23 protein-coding genes and 4 tRNA genes are annotated in these 25499 nt (G+C 65.9%); 18 read left to right on the top strand and 9 right to left on the bottom strand.

What is annotated here, in order from left to right:
• Positions 1-29: 29 nt before the first annotated feature.
• Positions 30-971 (bottom strand): DUF808 domain-containing protein, encoded by a 942-nt coding sequence (locus SOM47_RS02120; RefSeq protein ID WP_320504627.1) that lies wholly within the window; start codon positions 969-971, stop codon positions 30-32.
• A 188-nt stretch (positions 972-1159) separates the two neighbouring features.
• Here SOM47_RS02120 and SOM47_RS02115 point away from each other — a divergent pair, with 188 nt between their 5' ends.
• Both SOM47_RS02115 and SOM47_RS02110 read left to right on the top strand, forming a co-directional pair.
• Positions 1160-2800 (top strand): ABC1 kinase family protein, encoded by a 1641-nt coding sequence (locus SOM47_RS02115; protein WP_320505047.1) that lies wholly within the window; start codon positions 1160-1162, stop codon positions 2798-2800.
• Positions 2801-3033: 233 nt separating this feature from the next.
• Positions 3034-5136, top strand: a complete 2103-nt coding sequence (locus SOM47_RS02110; RefSeq protein WP_320504626.1) for a phosphoglycerol transferase I — start codon at positions 3034-3036, stop codon at positions 5134-5136.
• A gap of 485 nt (positions 5137-5621) precedes the next feature.
• Here SOM47_RS02110 and SOM47_RS02105 read toward each other — a convergent pair whose 3' ends face one another.
• Together SOM47_RS02105 and yhbY are read right to left on the bottom strand one after the other, a co-directional pair.
• Positions 5622-5996: an Mth938-like domain-containing protein gene (locus SOM47_RS02105; RefSeq protein ID WP_042614912.1), complete on the bottom strand. Its 375-nt coding sequence runs from the start codon at positions 5994-5996 to the stop codon at positions 5622-5624.
• Positions 5997-6011: 15 nt separating this feature from the next.
• Entirely contained in the window at positions 6012-6317 is a 306-nt protein-coding gene (gene yhbY / locus SOM47_RS02100; protein WP_042614911.1) for a ribosome assembly RNA-binding protein YhbY, read from the bottom strand.
• Positions 6318-6382: 65 nt separating this feature from the next.
• On the opposite strand from yhbY, the gene rlmE reads away from it, so the two are divergent.
• The 15 genes from rlmE to SOM47_RS02025 all read left to right on the top strand — a co-directional run bounded on the left by rlmE (position 6383) and on the right by SOM47_RS02025 (position 21481).
• The gene (gene rlmE / locus SOM47_RS02095) at positions 6383-7015 is read left to right on the top strand and encodes a 23S rRNA (uridine(2552)-2'-O)-methyltransferase RlmE (RefSeq protein ID WP_042614910.1); all 633 of its coding nucleotides are present in this window, start codon (positions 6383-6385) and stop codon (positions 7013-7015) included.
• 63 nt (positions 7016-7078) lie between these two features.
• A complete protein-coding gene (gene ftsH / locus SOM47_RS02090; RefSeq protein ID WP_042614909.1) occupies positions 7079-9028 on the top strand; it encodes an ATP-dependent zinc metalloprotease FtsH in 1950 nt (649 codons plus the stop codon).
• A gap of 122 nt (positions 9029-9150) precedes the next feature.
• A complete protein-coding gene (locus SOM47_RS02085) occupies positions 9151-9336 on the top strand; it encodes a hypothetical protein (RefSeq protein ID WP_042614908.1) in 186 nt (61 codons plus the stop codon).
• Positions 9337-9428: 92 nt separating this feature from the next.
• Positions 9429-10325 (top strand): dihydropteroate synthase, encoded by an 897-nt coding sequence (gene folP / locus SOM47_RS02080; protein ID WP_320504625.1) that lies wholly within the window; start codon positions 9429-9431, stop codon positions 10323-10325.
• A complete protein-coding gene (gene miaA, locus SOM47_RS02075) occupies positions 10325-11278 on the top strand; it encodes a tRNA (adenosine(37)-N6)-dimethylallyltransferase MiaA (protein WP_320504624.1) in 954 nt (317 codons plus the stop codon). The genes folP and miaA overlap by 1 nt, the downstream gene beginning before the upstream one ends.
• Before the next feature lie 102 nt (positions 11279-11380).
• Positions 11381-11659: an RNA chaperone Hfq gene (hfq, locus tag SOM47_RS02070; RefSeq protein ID WP_042614905.1), complete on the top strand. Its 279-nt coding sequence runs from the start codon at positions 11381-11383 to the stop codon at positions 11657-11659.
• Between the two features lie 14 nt (positions 11660-11673).
• On the top strand, positions 11674-12984 hold the full coding sequence (gene hflX, locus SOM47_RS02065; protein WP_042614904.1) for a ribosome rescue GTPase HflX: 1311 nt from the start codon (positions 11674-11676) through the stop codon (positions 12982-12984).
• A 73-nt stretch (positions 12985-13057) separates the two neighbouring features.
• The gene (locus SOM47_RS02060) at positions 13058-13552 is read left to right on the top strand and encodes a CinA family protein (protein ID WP_042614903.1); all 495 of its coding nucleotides are present in this window, start codon (positions 13058-13060) and stop codon (positions 13550-13552) included.
• A 36-nt stretch (positions 13553-13588) separates the two neighbouring features.
• Positions 13589-15268, top strand: a complete 1680-nt coding sequence (locus SOM47_RS02055; protein ID WP_042614902.1) for an ABC1 kinase family protein — start codon at positions 13589-13591, stop codon at positions 15266-15268.
• Positions 15269-15761: 493 nt separating this feature from the next.
• The gene (lexA, locus tag SOM47_RS02050; RefSeq protein WP_042615465.1) at positions 15762-16406 is read left to right on the top strand and encodes a transcriptional repressor LexA; all 645 of its coding nucleotides are present in this window, start codon (positions 15762-15764) and stop codon (positions 16404-16406) included.
• 154 nt (positions 16407-16560) lie between these two features.
• A complete protein-coding gene (gene recA / locus SOM47_RS02045) occupies positions 16561-17601 on the top strand; it encodes a recombinase RecA (protein ID WP_042615466.1) in 1041 nt (346 codons plus the stop codon).
• A 108-nt stretch (positions 17602-17709) separates the two neighbouring features.
• Positions 17710-18204: a recombination regulator RecX gene (gene recX / locus SOM47_RS02040; protein WP_042615467.1), complete on the top strand. Its 495-nt coding sequence runs from the start codon at positions 17710-17712 to the stop codon at positions 18202-18204.
• Between the two features lie 105 nt (positions 18205-18309).
• Positions 18310-20961: an alanine--tRNA ligase gene (gene alaS, locus SOM47_RS02035; protein WP_320504623.1), complete on the top strand. Its 2652-nt coding sequence runs from the start codon at positions 18310-18312 to the stop codon at positions 20959-20961.
• A gap of 145 nt (positions 20962-21106) precedes the next feature.
• Positions 21107-21307 carry a carbon storage regulator CsrA gene (gene csrA, locus SOM47_RS02030; RefSeq protein WP_042615469.1) on the top strand — a complete coding sequence of 67 codons (201 nt, stop codon included), beginning with the start codon at positions 21107-21109 and terminating at the stop codon, positions 21305-21307.
• 81 nt (positions 21308-21388) lie between these two features.
• Positions 21389-21481 (top strand) — tRNA-Ser (locus tag SOM47_RS02025).
• Between the two features lie 77 nt (positions 21482-21558).
• Here SOM47_RS02025 and SOM47_RS02020 read toward each other — a convergent pair.
• Positions 21559-22260, bottom strand: a complete 702-nt coding sequence (locus SOM47_RS02020; protein WP_320504622.1) for a pirin family protein — start codon at positions 22258-22260, stop codon at positions 21559-21561.
• A gap of 140 nt (positions 22261-22400) precedes the next feature.
• Between SOM47_RS02020 and SOM47_RS02015 the strand changes: the two genes are divergently transcribed.
• Positions 22401-23315, top strand: coding sequence for a LysR family transcriptional regulator (locus tag SOM47_RS02015; protein WP_320504621.1), 915 nt, complete (start codon positions 22401-22403; stop codon positions 23313-23315).
• Between the two features lie 94 nt (positions 23316-23409).
• Here the strand turns inward: SOM47_RS02015 and SOM47_RS02010 are convergent.
• The 5 genes from SOM47_RS02010 to thiD form a co-directional block, all read right to left on the bottom strand.
• Positions 23410-23486: transfer RNA gene (locus SOM47_RS02010), tRNA-Arg, on the bottom strand.
• A gap of 54 nt (positions 23487-23540) precedes the next feature.
• Positions 23541-23617, bottom strand: a tRNA-Arg gene (locus SOM47_RS02005).
• A 56-nt stretch (positions 23618-23673) separates the two neighbouring features.
• Positions 23674-23750, bottom strand: a tRNA-Arg gene (locus SOM47_RS02000).
• Positions 23751-23813: 63 nt separating this feature from the next.
• Positions 23814-24668 carry an alpha/beta hydrolase family protein gene (locus SOM47_RS01995; RefSeq protein ID WP_320504620.1) on the bottom strand — a complete coding sequence of 285 codons (855 nt, stop codon included), beginning with the start codon at positions 24666-24668 and terminating at the stop codon, positions 23814-23816.
• Positions 24665-25474: a bifunctional hydroxymethylpyrimidine kinase/phosphomethylpyrimidine kinase gene (thiD, locus tag SOM47_RS01990; protein WP_320504619.1), complete on the bottom strand. Its 810-nt coding sequence runs from the start codon at positions 25472-25474 to the stop codon at positions 24665-24667. The genes SOM47_RS01995 and thiD overlap by 4 nt, the downstream gene beginning before the upstream one ends.
• Positions 25475-25499 lie beyond the last annotated feature (25 nt).

Here is a 25499-nt window from a genome sequence, read left to right as displayed (position 1 = left end):
TGTTGACGGCCAGCGGCCGTCAACACCCGTCAGTGCGCCGGCTTGCCGCGCAGCTTCTGCACCAGCATCACCGCGCCCAGCACCAGCGCACCGATCGCCAGGCCCACGCCCACGTTCACCAGCGCATTCACCAGCCACGCCCATTGCCCTTCACCGCCGTGCTCCAGCACCCAGTGGTGCAGCGCCGGCACGTTGTGCACCAGGATGCCACCACCGACCAGGAACATCGCGGCAGTGCCGGCAATGGACAGGAACTTCATCAACCATGGCGCACTGGCGACCATGCCGCGCCCGAAGGCCGCTACCGCGCCGCCCTTCCTGGTCAGGTACAGCCCGGCGTCATCGATCTTGACGATGCCGGCCACCAGCCCGTAGACGAAGACGGTCATCGCCACGGCCACCACGCTCAGGGTCAGCAGCTGCTGGGTGAATGCCGCGCCGGAGGTGACCACCACGCCCAGGGTCAGCACGATCACCTCGGCCGAAAGGATGAAATCGGTCCGGATCGCGCCTTTGATCTTGTCCTTCTCGAAAGCGACCATGTCCACCTGCTCATCGGCCAATGCCTGGCGCCGCTCGGCCTGCTTGGCCTCATCTTCTTCGGCCGGATGCAGGAACCGATGGGCCAGCTTCTCCACGCCTTCGTAGCAAAGGAAAGCACCGCCCAGCATCATCAGCGGCACGATCAGCGGCACGTTGTAGCCGCGCGACTTCAGCCAGGCTTCCAGCGCGCTGATCGCCAGCGCCGCCGGCACCAGGATCACCTTGTTCACCAGCGACCCCTTGGCCACCGCCCAGATCACCGGCAGTTCGCGGTTGGCGCTCATGCCGGTGACCTGCTGCGCGTTGAGCGCCAGGTCATCGCCCAGCACGCCGGCGGTCTTCTTTGCCGCGACCTTGGTCAGGACCGCCACATCGTCCAGCAGGGTGGCGATGTCGTCGAGCAGGGTGAACAGGCTGGCGCCGGCCATGAAAGGTCCATGTTGGGAGGAAGGGTCGAGGCTGGATTCTGACCGAAAAGACGTGAATCCTGAAAGACGGCTTCCGGATTCACCACTCCACCACCTGGGCGCGGCCACACTGGGCCTCCCGTACCGTCGCGGAGTCCTGCTTGAACAACCCGTCTTCCGCGCCCGCCAACCCGCCCCTGATCACCGGCATGAACCGTCGCAGCCAGATCCTCCGCCTGCTGATGCGCTATCGCAATTCCGGCGTTTTCTCCGGGATGAACCTCGAAGCTGCCGGCGCCCCCGACGTGCCGCCGGACGGCAACCCGGAGCAGTTCGTCACCGATCTGGAATCGCTCGGCCCGACCTTCGTCAAGCTTGGCCAGATGCTGTCCACCCGTCCGGACATGGTGCCGGTGGAGTTCGCCACGGCGCTGGAACGGATGCAGGAGAACGTCGCGCCGATCCCGGTCGAACGCATCCACACCATCATCGAAAAGGAGCTGGGCGCCCCGGTATCCACCCTGTTCGCCAGCTTCGATCCGGTGCCGCTGGGCTGTGCATCGATCGCCCAGGTCCACCGTGCCACCCTGCGCGACGGCCGCCAAGTGGCGGTGAAGGTACAGAAGCCGGAGGTTGCCGCGCAGCTGCGTTCGGACCTGGAAGCACTGCGCAGCTTCGCGCTGGCCGCCGACCACCTGACCCAGGTCGGCCGCCGGGTGCGCCTGCGCGACTGGCTCAACGAGTTCGCCAAGACGCTGATGCAGGAGCTGGACTACCAGGCCGAAGCGGAGAACCTGCAGCGCTTCGGCCGGCACCTGCGTCCGTTCAAGCCACTGTGGGTGCCGCAGCCGGTGTGGGACTACTGCAGCCATCGCGTGCTGACCATGCAGCTGGCCGATGGTGTGCGCGTGGACATGATCCCGGACATCCGCCGCACCGAACAATCGATGGATCCTCTGGCGGCCGCGTTGATCCGCGGTTACCTGGACCAGATCTTCGTGCATGGCGAAATCCATGCCGATCCACACCCCGGCAACCTGCGCGTCACCGATGACGGACGCCTGGCGATCTTCGATCTGGGCATGGTCGCGCACATGCCACCGCGGCTGCGCGAGCGCCTGCTGAAGGTGCTGTTCGCTGCCGTGGATGGACGGGGTGAGGAGGTGGCCGATGAGATCATCGCCATCAGCACGCGGCTGGAATCCTTCGAAGAAGAGCGTTACCTGCGCGAGACCGGCCAGATGATCGCGCGCTACGCCGCCAGCAACCATTACTCCGAAGGTCGCGTGGTGTTGGACATGGTGCGCATCGCCACCGCCAGCGGCCTGCGCACGCCGCCGGAGCTGAGCCTGATCGGCAAGGCGCTGTTGAACCTGGAGACCGTGTGCCGGCTGTTGTCGCCGACGCTGGATACGCGGCGCACCGTGGAAAAGCAGTTGCAACACGTGATGCGTGCGCGCCTGAAGAAATCGCTGTCGGCGGCCAACCTGGCCAGCGAAGCGATGGAAGTGCAGGAACTGCTGCGGGTCGGTCCGCGCAAGATGACCGACATCCTGGCGCTGTTGGCAGAGAACCGCCTGCAGATGAAGGTGACCGGGCTGGAAGAATCGCGGCTGATGGAGAACCTGCAGAAGATCGCCAACCGCGTGTCTGCCGGCATCGTCACTGCCGCGCTGATCCTGGCGTCGGCGCTGATGATGAAGGTGGACAACGGCGTGCACCTGTTCGGTTATCCCGCCATTGCGATGATATTGATGCTCATCGGCGTATTCCTCGGCCTCGGCATCATCACCAGCGCGCTGTTGTTCGACCGCCGCGCACGCGCCCGCGAAGAGCGCGGCCACCGGTAAGCGTCGTGTCGAGCCTGCTCGACACACGCCGTGCTCGACACTACGCATTCACGCACGCTGCACAAAGCTGACGGCATCGCAGCGGTCGTCGTTTTCAACAAACATTTCAGTCAGGTTCGTGCAGGCATGATCCGGTCATCGGGCTGTCATGCAGATGTGCTTGGCAGTTCCGGTCGGATGGACACGCGTCGGTACGACGTCCATCAACACCTCCGTCACTGCCGAATACGCCCATGCTCTGGATTCTGTTGCTTACGCTGTTCGTGCTTGCCTGGCTGTTGCTGGTTTCCAGCAAATGGTTGTGGTGGAAGGCCGGGCTGCTTTCGATGCTGCTGGTCGCATTGAGCAGCTGGTGGGTGATCGACCAGCTGTCCGGCGACGGCCTGAATGCGGCCACGTTGTACCACCTCGGCGCCGACATGGAAGGCGCGGGTGTTTCGGATTTCAAGCGTGTCATCGCCGGCTATGTCGCACTGCTGCTGGTGTCACTGCTTCCGTTGGCGCTGGTGCGCATCAAGCGCTGGCAGCGCCCAGGCAATGGCCGGGCACTGTTTGTTGGCTTTGCCGGCGTGTGGCTGCTGGCGGTATTCATCAGCCCGCTGTTCGCCGATGGCCAGCGCCTGTATTACCAGCTGCGCCCCGTGGATTTTGCCAGGATCGCGCCCGAGTACCAGGTGCCCACGCAGCCGTTGCAACGTCCGCGCAACATCGTGTGGATCTACGGCGAAAGCCTGGAACGTACTTATCTGGACGAGAAGGTCTTCCCCGGCCTGATGCCCAACCTCAGCAAGTTGGCGGCGCGCTCGCTCGACGTGCGTGGGCTGGATTCACCGGAAGGCAGCGGCTGGACCATCGCCGGACTGGTCTCCTCGATGTGCGGCGTGCCGCTGACCACCGCCCAGGGCGATGAAAACAGCATGGACCGCATGGGCAGCTTCCTCCCCAAGGCGGTGTGCCTGGGGGATTACCTGAAGCAGCAGGGTTACACCAATCATTATCTCGGCGGCGCCAACGGGCAGTTCGCCGGCAAAGGCCAGTTCCTGGCCAGCCACGGTTTCGATGAAGTGCATGATCTGGCGTGGTTCAAGCAGCAGAAGAAGGTCGGCCGTATCCACTACTCGGCCTGGGGCGTGCACGACGACGTGCTGCTGGACACCGCGTATCGCCGCTTCGAGCAGCTCTCGCGTGGCAAAGAGCCGTTCATGCTGACCACGCTGACCATGGACACCCATCATCCTGCGGGCCACCTGCCGGTGTCGTGCCGCAATGAGCGCTATGAGAGCGAGCACGGCAACATCGGCCTGCTGAATGCCCTCAAGTGCACCGACCGCCTGATCTCCCAGTTGGTCGCGCGCATCCAGGCCAGCCCGTATGGCAAGGACACGTTGATCGTGGTGTCGTCCGATCACCTGGCCATGCCCAACGACCTCAGCCACGTGCTGGCCAAGCAGGAGCGCGAGAACCTGCTGCTGTTCGTGGGCAATGGCATCGAACCGCGCCAGCTGCAGGTGGACGATGCGACCACGCTGGACAGCGGGGCGACGCTGCTGAGCCTGCTGGACCCTTCGATCCAGCGGATCGGTTTCGGCCGCTCGCTGCTGGATCCACAGCGTCCCGCCAGCGCCAGCGTTGCCGCGCGCAAGGACAACGGCCGCGAGTATCCGAAGTATCTCGCCTTCGCCCGTTCGCTGTGGTTGGGTGAGCCCACCCGTGAACTGCGCATCGATGACGGCAACCAGGTGATCGTCGGCGTGCAGCACGTGCAGCCGCCGGTACTGCTGGAGTACGACAAGGACTGGGCCCTGAAGACGGTCTATCTGGAAAACACCTCGCGTCAGTTCGACGAGGCCGACAAGGACAGCACGCTGGCTTACGTGGACCGTTGTACCGCCTTTGAAGACGGTTCCGCCGATGGTGACTGGTGCGCGCTGCTGGTCAACCGCGAGAACGGCATCAAGCTGTACCGCGATGACGAACTGCGCGGCGGCGTGCAGGTGGATGCCGCGCTGGACGCCTTCGCTGGCCCACGCCCGAGCGTGCGCCAGGCGCACATGATCACCGACAAGGGCCGCCGCACGCGCGCGGGCCAGTACATGTTGGAACTGGTGGCAAGCACACAGCCGCAGCGCGGTTTCTGGATCGAAGCGGTGTCCTCGCAACGGCAGGTGGTGCTGGCCCAGCAGTGGGTGCAGCCCGATGCCAGCGGGCGCATCAATCTGAGCTTCGGTTTGGATCACGAGGTGGATGACCTGGAGATCCGGGCGTGGTTGAACCATGCCGAGAAGCTGGCGGTGGATACGTTTGCGCTGGTGCCTTCGCGGCGTCCGCGTGGGTAGTGGGTCGAACGGGTGAGACCCCCTCGCGGGTGGCTTGAAAGCAGCAGCCTTGGTCTGGGCCGGGCGGTGGGGCTGGTCGGGGGACGGCAAAAACCGCATCCATGCGGGCCTCGTTTCGCGCAAACCGTGGGCCCCGTCTCACCAGCGCCCACACCCCACCGCTTCGCGGCTGCCCCTGACTCAGGGGCTCCCTCCACCCGACACTTCACGATGCTCTGGTAGCGCCGACCCATGGTCGGCGGAATGTTCCCGCCAGCGGCCCGCTGCGCTCGCCGACCATGGGTCGGCGCTACCGATGCCCGCAGGTCCCAACGCCACCGGGATTTGTCGGGGGGCGGGGTAGGGGGCGTTGGCAGGACCGTCTTTTCGCATGGATGCGAAAAGCGAGCCCCCATGGACGGGTTCACGGCGTGTCCTGCCAATGCCCCCTATCCCGCCCAACACACTGAACCCAGCGGCCAAAGCCCGCTCTCAGCGACCCACCCTCAACGTTCGAGAATGAACGCCGCAGCGACCTTGCGGCCTTCGCCAGCCAGGATGTTGAAGGTGCGTGCCGCAGCAGGATTGTTCATCACTTCCAGCCCGATGCCGCGTGACAGGCACGCCGCCATCAGCTGCTGCGACGGGAACACCTGGGTGGCGCCGGTGCCGAGAATGATCAACACCGGTTCCAGCGCCAGGATCGCCTCCAGATGGGCCGGCTGCAGCTCGGCAACCGAACCCACCGGCCAGTCTTCCACCAGCACCTGCGGGGTGACGATGAAACTGGCCGCCAGCTCGCGGTCGTTGATCCGCGCCGAGCGACCATCCGCACCGCGCAGGGTGTAGGCGTAATCAGGGGCTTCGTGGCTCAGTTGCATGAAAGGCCCGTTCGATCAGCCGCGCGGCAGCACGATCTGGCGGTTTTCCTTGCTCGGCCGGTACAGCACGGCCACGTGGCCGATGCGCTGGACCAGCGCCGCCCCGGTGGTACCGACCAGCTCGGCGACCATGGCGTCGCGGGCTTCGCGATCCTCTGCCGCCACCTTCACCTTGATCAGTTCATGGCGCTCCAGCACCTCTTCCAGCTCGGCCAGGAAGGCCGGGGTCACGCCCTTGCCGCCAATCTGGAGCAGGGCTTTGAGGTCGTGGGCTTGGCCGCGAAGGAAACGGGTCTGGGATGCGGTCAGGGCAGTGGACATGCAGGAAAGCGCTGTGACTTGGGGGGTTCAGGGTATCATGGCCACCCCATCCGGCTGTATTTACCATGGTTTCCCGCAGCAAGAGCAGCCAGCGCTGGCTGAAAGAACACTTTTCCGACCCCTACGTGAAGAAAGCGCAGGCTGAAGGCATGCGCTCGCGCGCGGCCTACAAGCTGGAAGAGCTGCTCGAACGTGACCGGCTGCTGAAGCCGCACATGCTGGTGGTCGACCTCGGCGCTGCCCCAGGGGGCTGGTCGCAGCAGGTCAGGCGGCAGATGGGCGACACCGGGCGGGTGTTCGCGCTGGACATCCTGGAGATGCCTGCGCTGGCCGGTGTGGACTTCCTTCACGGAGACTTCAGGGAGGAAGCCGTCCTATCGCAGTTCGAGGCCATGGTCGGGGACCAGCCGGTAGACCTTGTACTGTCCGATATGGCCCCCAATAAGAGTGGAATGGACGCGGTGGACCAGCCGCGGATGATGCACCTGGCAGAGCTGGCCATGGATTTCGCCGACAACCACCTGAAGACCGGTGGGGCGTTCCTGATCAAGCTGTTCCAGGGTGTGGGTTTTGACGACTACGTGCGTGAAATGCGCAGGCGGTACGACAAGGTCTCCATCCGCAAGCCGGACGCCTCGCGCAAGCGCTCCCCCGAGGTCTATGCCCTCGGACAGGGCAAGCGCGCCGTGATGAAGTAAGCTCGTCAAGCAAGCCCGACCCATGCACCAGCCCGCACAAGAGGAATACCGGAGCCAATGAGGATGAACGACTTGACCAAGAACCTCCTGCTATGGGTGGTCGTCGCCGTCGTGCTGATGGTGGTATTCCAGAGCTTCTCGCCAAAAACGAGCGGCGCCGGTGCGCCGGGCGCGACCTATTCGCAGTTCCTGGACCAGGTGGACAGCGGCGCGGTGCAGAAGGTGACCTTCGCCGGCGACATGCGCGGCGGCACCAACGAAATCACCTACACCACGCGTGGCGGCCAGACCTCCACCATCACCGCACCGTTCGATCGCGACCTGATCAACGTGCTGCGCACCAAGAACGTGGAAATCGTCCAGCAGGAGCCGTCCAGCGGCATCTCGCTGGGCGCGATCCTGATGAACTTCCTGCCGGTGATCCTGATCATCGGCTTCTGGCTGTTCATCATGCGCCAGATGCAGGGTGGCGGTGGCGGCGCCAAGGGCGCGATGTCCTTCGGCAAGTCGCGCGCCAAGCTGCAGGGCGAAGACCAGGTCAAGGTGACCTTCGCCGACGTGGCCGGCTGTGACGAGGCCAAGGAAGAAGTCGGCGAGCTGGTCGATTTCCTGCGCGACCCCTCCAAGTTCACCAAGCTCGGCGGCAAGATTCCGCGCGGCGTGCTGATGGTCGGCCCGCCCGGTACCGGCAAGACCCTGCTGGCCAAGGCCATCGCCGGCGAAGCCAAGGTGCCGTTCTTCTCGATCTCCGGTTCGGACTTCGTGGAAATGTTCGTCGGCGTCGGCGCCAGCCGCGTGCGCGACATGTTCGAGCAGGCCAAGAAGCACGCGCCGTGCATCATCTTCATCGACGAAATCGACGCCGTCGGTCGTCACCGTGGTGCCGGTCTGGGTGGCGGACACGACGAACGCGAGCAGACCCTCAACCAGCTGCTGGTGGAGATGGACGGCTTCGAAGGCGGCGAAGGCGTGATCGTCATCGCCGCGACCAACCGTCCGGACGTGCTGGATCCGGCGCTGCTGCGTCCGGGCCGTTTCGACCGCCAGGTGGTGGTCGGCCTGCCGGACGTGAAGGGTCGCGAGCACATCCTCAAGGTGCACATGCGCAAGCTGCCGCTGGCCGATGATGTCGAGCCGATGGTGATCGCGCGCGGTACCCCGGGCTTCTCCGGTGCCGACCTGGCCAACCTGTGCAACGAAGCGGCACTGTTCGCCGCGCGCAGCAACGAGAAGGAAGTCCGCATGGACCACTTCGATCGGGCGCGCGACAAGATCCTGATGGGTGCCGAGCGCCGCTCGATGGCCATGAGCGAAGAAGAGAAGACCCTGACGGCGTACCACGAAGCCGGCCATGCCATCGTCGGCCGCCTGGTGCCCGAGCATGACCCGGTTTACAAGGTCACCATCATTCCGCGCGGTCGTGCGCTGGGTGTGACCATGTACCTGCCGGAAGGTGACAAGTACTCGATCAACCGCGTGGCGATCAATTCGCAGCTGTGCTCGCTGTACGGTGGCCGCGTCGCCGAAGAGCTGATCTTCGGCGCCGACAAGGTCACCACCGGTGCCTCCAACGACATCGAGCGTGCGACCAAGATGGCGCGCAACATGGTCACCAAGTGGGGTCTGTCCGAAACCCTCGGCCCGATCGCCTATGGTGAAGAGGACGACGAGGTCTTCCTGGGCCGTTCGGTGACCCAGCACAAGAGCGTGTCCAACGACACCGCGCGCCGTATCGACGAAGAAGTCCGCAGCATCCTGGACAAGGCCTATGCCCGTACCACCGAGCTGCTGACCGCCAACGTCGACAAGCTGCACGCGATGACCCAGCTGCTGCTGCAGTACGAAACCATCGATGCGCCGCAGATCGACGCGATCATGGAAGGCCGCGATCCGCCGCCGCCGATGGGCTGGGGCAGGTCGAACAACAACGATGGCAAGAATGGCGGTGGCAACGACAAGGGCGGCGACGCCCGTCCGGTGCCGCCGATCAGCGGCCCGGCCGAGCAGATCTGATCGCTGCTGCGCGTTGAGGGAAAAGGCCGGGGAAACCCGGCTTTTTCCGTTCAGCCAGCCCGTGCACGCAGGAGGCGGCTGCGGGACAATAGGACTACGTTTGGTTACTGACCGGAAACTGCATGTCCACGCCCCCGCCCGAGCCGATTTCCCATACCGCTGAAATGGTCATTGCCACGGTGGTCGGCGTGGCCGTCGGCCTGGGCCTGGACAACCTGCTGCTCGGATGCGTGGTCGGCATCGCGCTGGGCGTGGTGCTCAGCATCGGCAAGACGCTGTATCTGGATCGCAAGCGTCGCAGACGCTGACCATCACGGCGGGTCGCGCCGCGGCATGCCCGGCGGATCGGTTGAATTTCCTGTTGACGGCCAGCGGCCGTCACTACGTTCGAGGGACCGCCATGTTCGACATTTCTCCCCAGCTCGATTGCGCCGGTCGCGTACTGCGCCTTGATCGTGCGCGGGTCATGGGCATCGTCAACGTCACCCCGGATTCGTTTTCCGATGGCGGCCAGCACGACAGCACCGAGGCGGCCGTAGCGCACGGCCTGAAGCTGGTGGAAGAGGGCGCCGACCTGCTGGACATCGGCGGTGAATCAACCCGCCCGGGCAGCGCGCCGGTGCCGCTGGACGAAGAGCTGCGCCGCGTCCTGCCGGTCATCGAGCAGCTCGCCGCGCACACTACGGTGCCGATCAGCATCGATACCTTCAAGCCGGAGGTGATGAGGGCGGCAGTGGCGGCCGGCGCCGGCATGATCAATGACATCCACGCGCTGCGGCAGCCCGGCGCACTGGACGCCGCGGCCGACGCCGGCGTGCCGGTGGTGCTGATGCACATGCAGGGCGAGCCCGGCAGCATGCAGGCCGACCCGCAGTACGACGACGTGGTGGCCGAAGTGCATCGCTTCCTGGTCCAGCGTCTTTTCGCCGCTGAAATGGCCGGCATCGCGAAGAAGAACCTGGTGGTCGACCTGGGCTTCGGTTTCGGCAAGCGCGTGGACCACAACATGACCCTGCTCGCCCGTTCGGACCGCTTCCTGGAACTGGGCGTGCCGATGCTGGCCGGCCTGTCGCGCAAGCGCACGCTGGGTGAGTTGACCGGCCGCCAGCTGCCTGTCGACCGCGTGGCGGCATCGGTCGCCGCGCACCTGGTGGCCGTTCAGCGCGGCGCGCGGATCGTGCGCGTGCACGACGTGGCCGCCACCGTGGATGCCTTGAAGGTGTGGGCGGCCGTTGATGCCGTGCCGGCGCCGCGGAAAGACGCCGCGCCTGCGATCCGCTGGCCGGACGAAGGCTGATGGCAGAGGACCGTCGGCCGTTGGCGATCGCGGTCATGGGACCGACCGCCAGCGGCAAGACCGCGCTGGCGATCGACCTGGCCCGGCGGCTGGACGGTGAGATCGTCAGTGTCGACTCGGCGTTGGTCTATCGCCATCTGGATATCGGATCGGCCAAGCCGGATGCCGCCGAACGCGCGCAGGCGCCGCACCACCTGCTGGACCTGTGCGATCCATGGCAGTCGTTTTCCGCCGCCGAATTCGCACGCGCCGCACGCGCTGCCGTGGATGACATCATCGCGCGCGGCAAGCTGCCGATCCTGGCCGGCGGAACCGGCCTGTACTTCCGCGCATTGCTGGAAGGGCTGTCGCCGATGCCACCGGCCGATGAGGCCACCCGCCTGCAGCTGTCGGCCGAGGCCGCCGAGCGCGGCTGGCCGGCACTGCATGCCGAACTGGCGGCGGTGGATCCTGCAGCGGGCGCGCGCATCCACGCCACTGACCCGCAGCGGATCCAGCGTGCGCTGGAGGTCTACCGGCTGACTGGCCGGCCGATCAGCCAATGGCAACGGCTGCCCGGCGATGGGCGGCTGCCGGTGCGGACCCTGAAGCTGGTGATCGCCCCGCGCGACCGCACCGTGCTGCACCAGCGCATCCAACAGCGCTTCGATGCGATGCTGGGGAAGGGCTTCCTGGACGAAGTACGTGCCCTGCGAGCGCTGCCCAACATGGCCGCGGTGATCGCGCCGCTGGACCTGCCTGCAGTGCGCGCGGTCGGCTACCGCCAGGCCTGGGAGTTCCTTGACGGCCGCGATGATGCCGCCACGTTCCGTGACAAAGCGATCTTCGCCACCCGGCAGTTGGCCAAACGGCAACTGACCTGGCTGCGCGGCGAGCTTGATGCGCGCTGGTTCGACCCCCATGTAGACCAGCAGCGGTTGATGGCGGCGGTTTCCGCCTTCGTCGCGTCCTGAAAGCGTGCCGGGCGCCTGCCGTGTACCATCGACCAGTCGGTGGGCGGCTGGGGGGCCGTGGCATCTGCCGACACCCATAAAAACAATAATCAGGAGTTAGCAATGTCCAAGGGGCAATCGCTGCAGGACCCGTTTCTGAATGCACTTCGGCGCGAGCGCGTGCCGGTTTCGGTGTATCTGGTCAACGGCATCAAGCTGCAGGGCACGATCGAGTCGTTCGACCAGTTCGTGGTGCTGCTGCGCAATACCGTCAGCCAGATGGTCTACAAGCACGCCATCTCCACCGTGGTCCCGGCTCGCAACGTCAAGCTCGGTCCGGGCGGTGGTTTCGTGCAGGCCAATGAAGATGGCCAACCGGCGGGTGATGAATCCATTGAATAATCCTGGAGTGGTACGTGTTTGATCGCTCGAAAAAGGGTGAGAACGCCCTGTTGATCCAGCCCCATTTCGGCAAGCTGGAAGAGGACGTGCTCGAAGAGTTCGGCGACCTGGCACGCTCGGCCGGTGCCAGCATCGCGGCCACCATCACCGCGCGGATCGACCGCCCCAATCCCTCCACCCTGATCGGCAGCGGCAAGCTGGACGAGGTGAAGGCGGCTGCCGACGCAACCGGTGCGGACCTGATCCTGGTCAACCACGCGTTGTCGCCGGGCCAGGAGCGCAACCTGGAAAAGTTCCTGGAGCGGCGCGTGATCGACCGCACCGGGCTGATCCTGGACATCTTCGCCCAGCGTGCGCGCAGCCACGATGGCAAGCTGCAGGTCGAGCTGGCGCAGCTGCGCCACATGTCGACCCGGCTGATCCGCGGCTGGACCCACCTGGAGCGCCAGCGTGGTGGCTCCATCGGCCTGCGCGGCCCGGGTGAGACCCAGCTGGAAACCGATCGCCGGTTGCTGCAGAAGCGCGTGGAGCAGCTGCAGAAGCGGCTGGAAAAAGTGGAGGTGCAGCGCACCCAGATGCGCCGCGCCCGCCTGCGCAGCGAGCTGCCGCGCGTGGCGCTGGTCGGCTATACCAACGCCGGCAAGTCGACGCTGTTCAATTCGTTGACCGGCGCGGAGGCCTATGCCGCCGACCAGCTGTTCGCGACCCTGGACCCGACCGTGCGGCGCATCGCGCTGCCCGGTGGCAACGTGGTGCTGGCCGATACGGTGGGCTTCGTGCGCGACCTGCCGCATGACCTGGTGGCTGCGTTCCGGTCCACCCTGTCCGAAGCGCGCGAGGCTGATTTCCTGCTGCATATCGTCGACGCCGCCGATCCCCACCGCGAAGAGCGCATCGCCCAGGTGGACGAAGTACTGGCCGCCATCGGGGCGGGCGACCTGCCCCAGCTGCTGGTGTTCAACAAGATCGACCGCATTGAAGGGGCCGAGGTGCGTCACGATGGCCACGACGGCGTGCCCGATGAATCGCGCCGCGAGCGGGTCTGGATTTCCGCGCGCGACGGCCGCGGGCTGGACGTGCTGGAAGCGGCACTGGGCAAGCGCCTGGGACTGCAGCATGTGACCGGCGAGCTGCGCCTGCCCGCTTCGCAGGGGCGCCTGCGCGCGCGCTTGCACCAGCTGGAAGTGGTCCGCGCCGAAACCGTGGACGAAGAAGGCTGGCTGCTGCAGGTGGAAATCCCGATCGCGGAGGCGGAGAAGCTGGCCGCCGGCGAAGACGGGGCCGCGATCCAGGCATTGCTGCCGGAAAAGCTGCCGGAGTGGTGATTTCACCTGCGGTTGGGGTCAGCGTGCCTTTTCGTAGTAAAAGGACGCTGACCCCGCGTTCCAGGAATGCCCCATGACCCTCCCCACCGACGACATGCTGGCCGGCCTGGCCAGCGAACTGGGCCGCACGCTGCAGGCAGCGAACCTGCAGCTGGTTACCGCTGAAAGCTGCAGTGGCGGCTGGATCGCCAAGGTGATGACCGATATCGCCGGCTCGTCGGCGTTCTTTGACTGCGGCATGGTGGTGTACAGCTACGAAGCCAAGCAGCGGCTGTTGGGCGTACGCGCGCAGACGCTGGAAGCGTTCGGTGCGGTCAGCCGCGAAACCGTGTTGGAGATGGTGTCCGGCGCATTGGTCAACTCCGGTGCGGGTATTGCCGTTGCAGTCACCGGCATCGCCGGCCCCGGCGGCGGGAGCGATGACAAGCCGGTCGGCAGTGTCTGGATCGGCTGGAAACGCCGTGGCGGGTATGCGCAGGCCCAGCTGTTCCACTTCCACGGTGATCGCGATGCGATCCGCCGCCAGACCGTTTCGGCGGCATTGAACGGACTGCTCGCCCAGCTGTGAGATGCTGCGCGCTCGCACAGCCTGGAGCATGCATCGATGTGGGAAACGCTCGGCACTGTCCGTGATCTCGGCCGCCTGCAGGAAATCGCATCGGTATTGATCCGCAACGGCTTCGGCGACCTGGTGCGGCGGATCGGCCTGGCCGACGTGCTGGAGCGGGCGGGGCGCCTGCTGCACTGGGGCGACGACACCCAGCGCACGCCGCTGACCGCCCCGATGCGCGTGCGCCGGGCGATGGAAGAACTGGGACCCACCTTCGTCAAGCTGGGCCAGGTGTTGGCCACCCGCGTGGACCTGTTTCCGCCCGACTGGATCGCCGAATTCTCCGAGCTGCAGAACGCGGTTCCGGCGCTGCCGTATGCGCAGATCCGCGAACAGCTGGAACGGGATGTCGGCGGCGATCCGGCGCAGGTATTCGCTTGGCTGGATGAGGTGCCGATGGCGGCCGCCTCGTTGGCGCAGGCGCATCGTGCGCGCCTGCACGACGGCCGCGAGGTGGTGTTGAAGGTGCGCCGTCCCGGTATCCGCGACGTGGTGGAAGCGGACCTGCGGCTGCTGGCGCGGCTGGCGGAGATCATCGAGGCGCGGCTGCCCGACCTGCGCCGTTACCGGCCAGCAGAGGTCGTTCAACAGTTCACCGGCTCACTGCGACGTGAGTTGGATTTTGCCGCCGAATGCCGCAACGCCGAGCGCATCGCGCGCGACTTCGGCGGCCGCACCGACATCCTGATTCCTTCCGTGCACTGGCAGTGGACGTGCGAAAGCCTGAACGTGCAGGACTTCGTCGATGGCATCGCCGGGCGGGACCTGGCGGCGGTTGACGCGGCCGGACTGGATCGCCGCCAACTGGCGGCGCGGGGTGCCGACATCGTGCTGAAGATGGTGCTGCAGGACGGCTGTTTCCACGCCGATCCGCACCCGGGCAACATCATCTACCTGCGCGATGGCCGGATCGGCGTGATCGATTTCGGCATGATCGGCACGCTGTCCGAGTCGCGTCGCTTCCAGGTGGCGCAGCTGCTGCACGGGCTGGTGGAGCAGGAACCCGAAGCGGTTGCCGACATCCTGCTGGACTGGGCAGGCGGGGTGGCGGTGGACGAAGGGCGGCTGCAGCAGGACATCAGCCAGTTCGTCGACCGCTATCGCGGCGTGCCACTCAAGGACCTGCGCATCGGCCTGATGCTGAGCGACATCACCCTGTTGCTGCGCAGCTACAACCTGATGCTGCCGGCCGACCTCGCCTTGATGATCAAGGCGTTCCTGACGCTGGAGGGCATGGGCCGCCAGCTCGATCCCGAGTTCGACATGGCCAGCGCGGCACGCCCGTTCCTGGAGCAGGTGGTGCTGCAGCGCTATGCCCCGCGAGCGCTGCTCAAGCGCGGCCGGCGTAGTCTGCTGGGGATGATCGAGCTGGCCGGCGAACTGCCGCGCGACCTGCGCCGACTGGTGCAGGCCGCACGCCGCGGACGCCTGCAGATCAAGGTCGAAACCAATGCGCTGAAAGGCTTCGGCGACCAGGTGAACCAGGCGGCCAACCGCATGGTGGTGGGTATCGTGACGGCTGCGCTGATCATCGGCTCATCGATCGTGATGCACAGCGTAGGCGGGCTCTCCAGCCGCTGGCTGCTGGTGTTGGGCGTGGGCGGTTTCATCGGGGCCGGGTTGTGCGGGGTGTGGATCCTGTTCTCGATATGGCGCAGCGGCCACAGGCGCTGAGGCGGCGAGCGGCAAGGCCCCTCGTGGTGGGTCGCGCTACAGCCGGGTCTCTGGGTTTGGCCGGGCGGGAGGGGTTGGTGGGGGACGGGAACACGTCATCGCATTCGCGCTGCCGCTCCCACGCTTTGCTGCGCAAACCGTGGGCCCCTCCTCACCAACACCCACACCCCGCCGCTTCGCGGCCGCCCCTGACTCAGGGGCTCCCTCCACCCGACACGTCCCGGCGCTACCGTTTTTCTTTTTTTTTCTACGTGGCGGGACGCGCGCGCGGACTGTCAGGGCCGGGCGGGAGGGGTTGGTGGGGGCGTTGAGCGCCATGGATGGCGCGAAACGAGGCCCGCATGGATGCGGTCTTTGCCGTCCCCCACCAACCCCTCCCGCCCGGCCCTGCCCAACACACTGGCTCCAGCGACCACCACGAGGGGCGCCGCCGTTCGCTGTAATCCAGCACGGCACTTGCGACACGAAAGAGTTAGTAGTATTACTACTAACCATGGACACGACGAACCTGACCGAAACCCAGCAGGCCATCCTGCAGCTGATCGCCGAGCGCATCGAATCGGAAGGCGCACCGCCTTCGCAGACCGAAATCGCCCGTGCCTTCGGCTTCAAGGGCGTGCGCGCGGCGCAGTATCACCTTGAAGCGCTGGAAGCGGCCGGCGCCATTCGCCGCGTTCCCGGCCAGGCCCGTGGCATCCGCCTGGTGCAGGCACCGCCGGTGAAGCAGATCGCCGAACCGACGCGGGATGACAGCGTGCTGCGCCTGCCGGTGCTGGGCCGTGTCGCGGCCGGACTGCCGATCGGCGCGGACATCGGCTCGGACGATTTCGTCGTGCTCGACCGCGTGTTCTTCTCCCCAGCACCGGACTACCTGCTCAAAGTGCAGGGCGATTCGATGATCGACGAAGGCATCTTCGATGGTGACCTGATCGGCGTGCACCGTACCCGCGACGCCCGTACCGGGCAGATCGTGGTGGCGCGTATCGACGAAGAGATCACCGTCAAGCTGCTGAAGATCGGCAAGGATCGTATCCGCCTGCTGCCGCGCAATCCGGATTACGCCCCCATTGAAGTGCTGCCGGACCAGGATTTCGCCATTGAGGGCCTGTACTGCGGCCTGCTGCGACCCAACCGTTGAATGCCCGGGGGCGGCTGCCGCTGACGTCTGCGGCGATAATGTTCGACTTGCCCGGCGCGCGTCTCATCCTGTGCGATGCGCTGCCGCTACAGTCACCCCCGAACCCGAGTTGACCACGATTAAAAAGATGACCACTTCCCCAAGGACCAAGACGATGGACGAGAACAAGAAGCGTGCCCTGGCCGCCGCCCTGAGCCAGATCGAAAAGCAGTTCGGTAAAGGCTCGGTGATGCGGATGGGCGATCGCGTTGTCGAGCCCGTCGAGATCATCCCGACCGGTTCGCTGATGCTGGATATCGCATTGGGCATCGGCGGCCTGCCCAAGGGCCGGGTCGTGGAGATCTATGGTCCGGAGTCCTCGGGCAAGACCACCCTGACGCTGCAGGCCATCGCCGAGTGCCAGAAGAAGGGCGGCACGGCAGCCTTCATCGATGCCGAGCACGCCCTGGACCCGATCTACGCGGCCAAGCTGGGCGTCAATGTCGACGACCTGCTGCTGTCGCAGCCGGATACCGGTGAGCAGGCGCTGGAAATCGCCGACATGCTGGTGCGCTCCAACTCGGTGGACATCGTGGTGGTCGACTCGGTCGCCGCGTTGACCCCGAAGGCCGAAATCGAAGGCGAGATGGGCGACCAGCTGCCGGGCCTGCAGGCCCGCCTGATGAGCCAGGCGCTGCGCAAGCTGACCGGCAACATCAAGCGCTCCAACACCCTGGTGGTGTTCATCAACCAGCTGCGCCACAAGATCGGCGTGATGATGCCGGGCCAGAGCCCGGAAGTGACCACCGGCGGCAATGCACTGAAGTTCTACGCCTCGGTGCGCCTGGACATCCGCCGCATCGGCGCGATCAAAAAGGGTGATGAGATCATCGGCAACCAGACCAAGATCAAGGTCGTCAAGAACAAGCTGGCGCCGCCGTTCAAGCAGGTCATCACCGAGATCCTGTACGGCGAAGGCATCAGCCGCGAGGGCGAGCTGATCGACATGGGCGTGGAAGCCAAGCTGGTCGAGAAGGCCGGTGCCTGGTACAGCTACGGCGAAGAGCGCATCGGCCAAGGCAAGGACAACGCCCGCGGCTACCTGCGCGACAACCCTGCCGTGGCCCAGCGCCTGGAAGCGGAGCTGCGCGAGAAGTTCCAGCCGGCTGAAGCACCGAAGGAAGCCGGCGACGAAGACGACGCCGACGAAGCGTAAGACATGCTGTGGGGCAGGGCGGCGCCGTCAGTGACGTCGTCCCGCCCCGCAGGATTTTCACGCTGATGAAGGCGTGGCGTCAGGGACGGCGCTGAGTGAAGGATGAGCATGCACGACGAATCCGATGCCCCGCCGGGCGCACGTAAACGCCGCCGGCCCGAATTGACGCCCCTGCAGCGGGCGCTTGGCCTGCTGGTGCGGCGCGATCATTCGCGCAAGGAACTGGGACGCAAACTGGTTGCGCGCGGCGTCGAGCCGGAGCTGGCGCAGGCCGCGGTGGACAAGCTGACCAGCGAGGGCTGGCAGGACGATGAGCGCTTCGCCGAGTTCCTGGTGCGCAACCGCGCCAATGGCGGGTATGGACCGCGCCACATCCAGGCCGAACTGGGCACCCATGGGCTGGACAGTGATGCCATAAGCGCCGCGATGGACAGCTACGAGGGCGATTTCCTCGACAACGCCCGTGACCTGGTACGCCGCCGGTTTGGCGAGGAAGGACCGCAGGACCTGCCGCAGCGGCGGAAGGCCGCCGACCTGCTGGCCCGTCGCGGGTTCGATGGCGACACGATCCGCCGCGCCACCCGCTTCGATGCAGAGGACTGAGCGGCGCTGGCCTGTTACCCTTCAACGTTTCGGAGGTCCGAAACCCGACCCTGGCCAGTGTGGCTGGAGGCGGTGGCGCCTCCGGCACGCAGACTGCCAGCCCCCATGACCGCATCCGCCAAATTCACTACCTCACAGATCCGCAGCGACTTCCTTGAGTTCTTCAAGGGCAAGGGCCACACCATCGTGCCGTCGGCACCGCTGGTGCCGGGCAACGACCCGACCCTGCTGTTCACCAATTCGGGCATGGTCCAGTTCAAGGACGTGTTCCTGGGCGCGGAGAAGCGCAGCTACGTGCGCGCTGCCGACGTCCAGCGTTGCCTGCGCGCAGGCGGCAAGCACAACGATCTGGACCAGGTGGGTTACACCGCCCGTCACCACACCTTCTTTGAAATGCTGGGCAACTGGTCCTTCGGCGACTACTTCAAGAAGGACGCCATTGCCTGGGCCTGGGAACTGCTGACCCAGGTCTGGAAGCTGCCGGCCGAGCGCCTGCTGGTCACCGTCTACCAGACCGATGACGAGGCCTACGCGCTGTGGCGCGACATGGTCGGCATCCCGGAAGAGCGCATCGTGCGCATCGGCGACAACAAGGGCGCCCCGTACGCCTCGGACAACTTCTGGCAGATGGCCGACACCGGCCCGTGCGGTCCGTGCACGGAGATCTTCTATGACCATGGCGACCACATCGCCGGTGGTCCGCCGGGCTCGCCGGATGAAGATGGCGACCGTTTCATCGAGATCTGGAACCTGGTGTTCATGCAGTTTGATCGCCAGCCCGATGGCAGCCTGGTGCCGCTGCCGGCCCCCTGCGTGGACACCGGCATGGGCCTGGAGCGCCTGGCGGCGATCCTGCAGCATGTACACACCAACTACGAAATCGACCTGTTCCGGGCGCTGATCCGCAAGGCCAGCGAACTGACCGGCATGGCCGACCTGGAGAACAAGTCGCTGCGGGTGATTGCCGACCATATCCGGGCGTGTTCGTTCCTGATCGTCGACGGCGTGCTGCCGTCCAACGAAGGCCGTGGCTACGTGCTGCGCCGGATCATCCGTCGCGCGCTGCGCCACGGCTGGATGCTGGGCGTGCGCCAGCCGTTCTTCAGCAAGCTGGTGCCGACCCTGGTCGAGCAGATGGGCGCGGCCTATCCGGAACTGCCGGCCACCGCCGACACCGTCACCCGCGCCCTGCAGGCCGAAGAAGAGCGCTTTGCCGAAACGCTGGACGCCGGCATGAAGATCTTCGAAGACATCGCGGGCAAGGCCAGCAACAACATCATTCCCGGCGTCGACGCGTTCCGTCTGTACGACACCTACGGTTTCCCGCTGGACCTCACCGCGGACATCGCGCGCGAGCGTGACATGACCGTGGACACCGCTGGCTTCGACGTGGCGATGGAGCAGCAGCGCGAAACCGCGCGTGCGGCGGGCAAGTTCGGCGGCGGCGTCAGCCTGCCGGCCGACCTGGTCGCCACCCTGAAGCCGACCGTGTTCCTCGGTTACGACGCGCTGCAGGCCGATGGCCTGCGCGTGGTGGCGCTGCTGAAGGACGGCCGTCCGGTGCAGGCCGCCGCCGCCGGTGATGCGGTGATCGTGCTGACCGAACAGACCCCGTTCTACGCCGAATCCGGTGGCCAGGTCGGTGATACCGGCGTGCTGTCGGCCGCTGGCGTGCGCGTGGACGTAACCGAGACGCAGAAGTTCGCCGGCCAGTTCCATGGCCATGTCGGCACCCTGGCCGAGGGCAGCCTGAAGATCGGTGACGTGCTGGCCGGCCAGGTCGATGCCCAGCGCCGTGGCGCAACCATCCTCAACCACTCCGCCACCCACCTGCTGCATGCGGCCCTGCGCGAAGTACTGGGCACCCACGTGCAGCAGAAGGGTTCGCTGGTCGCGCCGGACCGCCTGCGTTTCGATTTCTCGCATTTCCAGCCGATCAGCGCCGAGGAACTGGCGATCATCGAGCGCAAGGTCAACCAGCAGGTGCGCATCAACAACGCCGTGGAAGTGCACAACATGGCCATGCAGGAAGCGCTCGATTTCGGCGCGATGGCTCTGTTTGGCGAAAAGTACGGCGAAAACGTGCGCGTGCTGAAAATGGGCGATTACTCCACCGAACTGTGCGGCGGCACGCATGTCAGCCGCACCGGTGACATCGGCCTGTTCAAGATCACCTCCGAAGGCGGTGTGTCCGCTGGCGTGCGCCGCATCGAGGCGGTCACCGGCCAGGGTGCGCTGGATTTCGTCGCGGACGAAGAAGCACGCCTGTCCGAAGCGGCCAGCCTGCTCGGCGGCAGTGCGGGCGACGTGGTGGAGAAGATCCGCACCCAGATCCTGCGCCAGAAGCAGCTCGAACGTGAACTGGAATCGCTGAAGGCCAAGCTCGCCGCCGGCGCCACCGCAGACCTGTCCAGCCAGGCCGTGGACGTGTCCGGGGTGAAGGTGCTGGTCGCGCGGTTGGAGGGCTTTGACGCAAAAGCCCTGCGCGATGCGGTGGATCGCCTCAAACAGCAACTGGGTGATGCGGTGATCCTGCTGGCCGGTGCGCAGGACGGGAAGGTCGCCTTGGTTGCTGGCGTGAACGGCAGTGCAATGGGCCGGGTCAAGGCCGGGGAACTGTTGTCCCACATTGCCAGTCAGATCGGGGGCAAGGGCGGTGGTCGTCCCGATCTCGCCCAGGGTGGTGGCGAGGACGGGCCCGCCCTTGCGACTGCCCTGGCTGCGGCGATCGACTGGGTCCGTCCGCGTCTGGGATGAACCGCAGCCCTTCCGCGCCTTGAAGCTGCGGGAGGGCTGACGGTACCATTGGCAATCTTTTTCCCTTCGTAGTGGGGCGGGCCTTGACGGCGCGTCAGGCCGGTGGGGGATACCCTTCCACACGGTTTCATGGAGAATTACCACAATGTTGATCTTGACCCGCCGCGTTGGCGAAACCCTGATGATTGGCGACTCGGTCAGCGTGACTGTCCTGGGCGTCAAGGGAAACCAGGTTCGTATCGGCATCACGGCGCCGAAGGACGTGGCCGTGCATCGCGAGGAAATCTACCAGCGCATCCAGCGCGGTGATGAAGCTGCGACCAGCAGTGAAGATTCTGCTGAATAAGGCTTTACCTCCGGCCGCGAAAAAAGCTATTATTCGCGTCCCCGCTGCGGAGTACTCCTCCACCAGCGGTAGCAACACCCCGGAGCGATGCCCGAGCGGCTGAAGGGGCTCCCCTGCTAAGGGAGTATAGGGTCAAAAGCTCTATCGAGGGTTCGAATCCCTCTCGCTCCGCCATATATGAAAACGCCCGCAGATACTGTCTGCGGGCGTTTTTTTTGTGCTCTTGATGCCGCGTCGTCCAATGCGGGGCATTACAGCGCCAGATCGAACACCAGCACCTCGGCATCATTTCCGTTTTCCAGTGTCAGCTGGGATTCGTCGCGCACCTGCAGCGCATCGCCCGCTTCCAAGGTGATGCCGTTGACCTGCAACTGGCCACGCGCCACCTGCACATAGGCGCCGCGACCGCTCGCCAGAGTGTGGTTGAGGCGTTGTGCGCCATCCAGGATGGTGGCGTAGATGCGTGCATCCTGGTGGATCAGCAGCGACCCTTCGGTGCCGTCCGGCGAGGCGATCAAGCGCAGCTGGCCGCGCTTGTCCTCGGGGCTGAAGTTGGTTTCCTGATAGGACGGCTCGATGTTCTCCTGGTCCGGGAACAGCCAGATCTGCAGGAAGTGCACCGTCTCATCGGCTGAATGGTTGAACTCGCTGTGGCTGACGCCGCTGCCGGCGCTCATGCGCTGCACATCGCCGTAGCGCAGCACCGAACCGGTGCCCATCGAATCCTTGTGTTCCAGCGCGCCGCCGAGCACGTAGGAAATGATTTCCATGTTGCTGTGGCTGTGCGTGCCGAAGCCTTGCCCGCCGATCACCTTGTCTTCGTTGATCACCCGCAGCGGGCCGAAGCTGGTGTAGCGCGGGTCGTAGTAATTGGCGAAGGAGAAGGTGTGCATGGAGTTCAGCCAGCCATGGTCGGCTTTGCCGCGGGTGGCGCTCTTACGGATCTGGATCATGGTGGTGCTCCTTGTTCGATGGTTTCGACGTGGGACCTCGCGGCCGTGCAGGCCTGTGGTTTCCCGTTGCGGAGAAGTATCCGCTTGCCCTCGCGCTTTGAAAAACGGATAGTTTCGCAAGCCATCATCGAAATTTTCGAATGCTCAAGCTCAGCCTCGACGCCCTGCAGATCCTGGATGCCATCGACCGCCGCGGCTCGTTCGCTGCGGCCGGCAAGGCGCTGCACAAGGTGCCCTCGACCATTTCCTACACAGTGGCCAAGCTGGAAGAGGATCTGGGCGTGCAGTTGTTCGACCGGGTCGGGCCGCGTGCAGAGATGACACCGGCCGGCCGGGCGCTGCTGGATGAGGGCAGGCACCTGTTGCGGGCGGCGCGCGAGCTGGAGCTGCGGGTACGCCGGGTAGCCTCTGGCTGGGAGGCCGAACTGACCCTGGCGGTGGATTCGATGTTCCCGACCTGGTTGCTGGGCCCGGATATCCGGGCTTTCCGTGACGTCGCGGCGCAGACCCGCCTGCGGCTGATCGGCGAGGCCCTGTCGGGCACCTGGGAAGCGCTGCTGGATCGTCGCGCGGACCTGCTGGTGGGCGCGGCGGGCGAGGGCCCCAGCGGCGGGGGCTACGTGGTGGAACCGCTGGGCAGCGTCGAATTCGTGTTCGCGATCGCGCCGGGCCATCCGCTGGCCGCGGTGCCTGGGGTGCTGCGTCGCGAGCAGCTGGTGGAGCATTGTGCGATCGCCGTTTCTGATTCGGCGCGTCGGCTGTTGCCGCGCACCGTTGGCCTGCTGATGGGGCAGGAAACCCTCAGCGTGCCGGACATGGCCAGCAAGCTGCGGCTGCAGCGCGAGGGCATCGGCTTTGGTTTCCTGCCGGCGCCGTGCGCGCGTGCAGCGGTGGACCGGGGTGAACTGGTGATCCGTGAGGTCGAAGAGCACAAGCCGGAGGAAACGTTCTGGCTGGCATGGCGCACGGGCGAAGATGGCGCGGCCCTGCGCTGGTGGCGCGAACGGCTACGCACGCCGGGCACGCTGGAGGCCTGGTGGCACGCGATGCAGTGACCCCGGTAGCGCCGACCCATGGTCGGCGAGCGCAGCGGTAGGTGGCGCATGCAAAAAAAAACAGCAGGCCGAGGCCTGCTGTTTCTTCGAATAGTGGTGCGCCCGGAGAGATTCGAACTCCCGACCGCCTGGTTCGTAGCCAGGTACTCTATCCAACTGAGCTACGGGCGCACGGTGTACTGCCTTCTACTGCTGCATCAACGGCGGCGTTGATGATCGCGTCACTGGTGCGCCCGGAGAGATTCGAACTCCCGACCGCCTGGTTCGTAGCCAGGTACTCTATCCAACTGAGCTACGGGCGCATGTGACAGCGATTTTCCTGTTACTCACACCAACGGCGGGTTGGTGTTCCTGTTGATGGTGCGCCCGGAGAGATTCGAACTCCCGACCGCCTGGTTCGTAGCCAGGTACTCTATCCAACTGAGCTACGGGCGCCCTGCAACAGGAGCGGAATTATGCGGATTACCGCTGCATCCGTCAACGCCTTTGTGAAGAATTTCAGTCAAATGAACGCAACAGCGCCTGTGCAACCGCCTGCGGCGCCTTCATCCAGTGGAAGTGGTCGGCACGCGTACGCAGCATGGCGGCATCCAGCACGGAGGTCGTCACCTGCACGTTGGGCAGCTTGGCCAGCAGGGCCTTCATCGATCCCATGGGCGCCAGCCAGTCATCGACCATCAGCACGGCGCGCGCCTGTCCCTGCACGAGCCGCAGCTGGCTTTCGAGGTCCTCGGCCATGCCTGCGGCGGCATAGCGGTTGCACAGCCCCACGCGCGACCAGTCATGGATCAGGCCGCGTGCTTCATTGCCGCCAAAGCCGAGTCGGCGGCCTGGCAGCACGCCGTTGCGTCGCGCCAGCCACGGCAGGAAGCGGTAGGCCAGTGGCAGCAACCAGCCGCGCGGGGCAGGGAAGCTGCGCCACCACGGCGTTCCGCTGGCCACCAGCCACAGATGCTGGAAATCGGCGGGGAAACGCCCGGCATGCAGGCACGCCAACTGCCCGCCCAGGCTGTGGCCGCCTACGATCCACGGCAGCACGCGGTCTTGCTGGTCATGCTGGAACAGCAGCTGTTGGCTGGCCGGCAGGTCCTGTTCGAGGATTTCCCGGTAGCCCCAATCCTGCATGCGCGAAGGCCGCAGCGAACTGCTGCCGTTGCCGCGCCACTCATGCAGGTATACCGCGATGCCCTGCGCAGCCAGCGCCTGGGCCAACGGCAGGTAGTGGCGCGCGGCCACGCCCAGCGCAGGCAGCCACAGCAGGCGCGCTGCCGGCTGCGCGGGCAGACAGTGCAGCAGGGCGAAGGCGTGTCCGTCGGCGGCCTGCAGCGGCGTGCTGTGCGCGTCCAGGGTCATGCGTGGGACGCAGCGCCGAAGTGGTCCAGCACCAGCACCGTGCTGCGGCCGGGCGTATAGCCCTGCTGCATGCCGCGCGCCACGTAATCGATGGCGGCCTCGCAGGCGTTGGCCAGGCTCAGCCCGTTGCACAGCTGGGCGGCGATCGCCGATGCCAGCGTACAGCCGGTGCCGTGCGCGTCCACCGGCAGCCGGGCATGGATGAAGGTCTCGCTGCTCACGCCGTCGAAGAAGCGGTCGATGACCCGGTTTCCCTCGTGCAGGTGGCCGCCCTTGAGCAGCACCGCGCCCGCACCGAAGTCCAGCAGCATGGCCGCGGCGTGTTCGGCATCATCGCCGTCGAGGATGCGCCGGCCGGCCAGCAGCTCGGCTTCCGGGGTGTTCGGGGTGACCAGCGTGGCCAGCGGCAGCAGGCGCGTACGCAGCGCATCCAGCGCGCTGTCTTCCAGCAGGCGCGCGCCGCTGGTGGCGATCATCACCGGGTCCAGCACGATGTGCGGCGGGCGGTGTTTCTCCAGTGCATCGGCCACGCAGTGGATCACCTCGGCGTTGGCCAGCATGCCCAGTTTGACTGCATGCACGTCGAAATCGTCGAAGCAGGCGGCGATCTGCGCCTGCAGGAAATCGATCGGTGGCACATGCACGGCGGTAACGCCGCGGGTGTTCTGCGCGGTCAGCGCGGCGATCGCCGAAAGGCCATGCACGCGATGCGCGGCGAAGGCTTTCAGGTCGGCCTGGATGCCGGCACCACCGCCGGAATCGGATCCGGCGATGGTGAGGGCGGAAGCGGGCGTGTTCGGGCTCATGGGCCGATTGTAGGGCCCCGCCATG

It is taken from the genome of Stenotrophomonas sp. CFBP8980, assembly GCF_034046095.1.
In the GTDB taxonomy this organism is placed as follows: Bacteria; Pseudomonadota; Gammaproteobacteria; order Xanthomonadales; family Xanthomonadaceae; genus Stenotrophomonas; species Stenotrophomonas lacuserhaii.
Note: the sequence above shows the minus strand (reverse complement) of the source record. Positions and strands in the feature narration are given on the sequence as shown.

Excerpts from the sequence above, each read along its gene's own strand:
- miaA (WP_320504624.1), top strand. The coding sequence starts at position 10,325 with ATGGCAGAGGACCGTCGGCCGTTGGCGATCGCGGTCATGGGACCGACC.
- alaS (WP_320504623.1), top strand. The coding sequence starts at position 18,310 with ATGACCGCATCCGCCAAATTCACTACCTCACAGATCCGCAGCGACTTC.
- SOM47_RS02120 (WP_320504627.1), bottom strand. The coding sequence starts at position 971 with ATGGCCGGCGCCAGCCTGTTCACCCTGCTCGACGACATCGCCACCCTG.
- SOM47_RS02105 (WP_042614912.1), bottom strand. The coding sequence starts at position 5,996 with ATGCAACTGAGCCACGAAGCCCCTGATTACGCCTACACCCTGCGCGGT.
- yhbY (WP_042614911.1), bottom strand. The coding sequence starts at position 6,317 with ATGTCCACTGCCCTGACCGCATCCCAGACCCGTTTCCTTCGCGGCCAA.
- SOM47_RS02110 (WP_320504626.1), top strand. The coding sequence starts at position 3,034 with ATGCTCTGGATTCTGTTGCTTACGCTGTTCGTGCTTGCCTGGCTGTTG.
- SOM47_RS02020 (WP_320504622.1), bottom strand. The coding sequence starts at position 22,260 with ATGATCCAGATCCGTAAGAGCGCCACCCGCGGCAAAGCCGACCATGGC.
- rlmE (WP_042614910.1), top strand. The coding sequence starts at position 6,383 with ATGGTTTCCCGCAGCAAGAGCAGCCAGCGCTGGCTGAAAGAACACTTT.
- SOM47_RS02060 (WP_042614903.1), top strand. The coding sequence starts at position 13,058 with ATGACCCTCCCCACCGACGACATGCTGGCCGGCCTGGCCAGCGAACTG.
- SOM47_RS01995 (WP_320504620.1), bottom strand. The coding sequence starts at position 24,668 with ATGACCCTGGACGCGCACAGCACGCCGCTGCAGGCCGCCGACGGACAC.
- thiD (WP_320504619.1), bottom strand. The coding sequence starts at position 25,474 with ATGAGCCCGAACACGCCCGCTTCCGCCCTCACCATCGCCGGATCCGAT.
- csrA (WP_042615469.1), top strand. The coding sequence starts at position 21,107 with ATGTTGATCTTGACCCGCCGCGTTGGCGAAACCCTGATGATTGGCGAC.
- recA (WP_042615466.1), top strand. The coding sequence starts at position 16,561 with ATGGACGAGAACAAGAAGCGTGCCCTGGCCGCCGCCCTGAGCCAGATC.
- SOM47_RS02015 (WP_320504621.1), top strand. The coding sequence starts at position 22,401 with ATGCTCAAGCTCAGCCTCGACGCCCTGCAGATCCTGGATGCCATCGAC.
- SOM47_RS02115 (WP_320505047.1), top strand. The coding sequence starts at position 1,160 with ATGAACCGTCGCAGCCAGATCCTCCGCCTGCTGATGCGCTATCGCAAT.
- SOM47_RS02055 (WP_042614902.1), top strand. The coding sequence starts at position 13,589 with ATGTGGGAAACGCTCGGCACTGTCCGTGATCTCGGCCGCCTGCAGGAA.
- folP (WP_320504625.1), top strand. The coding sequence starts at position 9,429 with ATGTTCGACATTTCTCCCCAGCTCGATTGCGCCGGTCGCGTACTGCGC.
- SOM47_RS02085 (WP_042614908.1), top strand. The coding sequence starts at position 9,151 with ATGTCCACGCCCCCGCCCGAGCCGATTTCCCATACCGCTGAAATGGTC.
- lexA (WP_042615465.1), top strand. The coding sequence starts at position 15,762 with ATGGACACGACGAACCTGACCGAAACCCAGCAGGCCATCCTGCAGCTG.
- hfq (WP_042614905.1), top strand. The coding sequence starts at position 11,381 with ATGTCCAAGGGGCAATCGCTGCAGGACCCGTTTCTGAATGCACTTCGG.
- ftsH (WP_042614909.1), top strand. The coding sequence starts at position 7,079 with ATGAACGACTTGACCAAGAACCTCCTGCTATGGGTGGTCGTCGCCGTC.
- recX (WP_042615467.1), top strand. The coding sequence starts at position 17,710 with ATGCACGACGAATCCGATGCCCCGCCGGGCGCACGTAAACGCCGCCGG.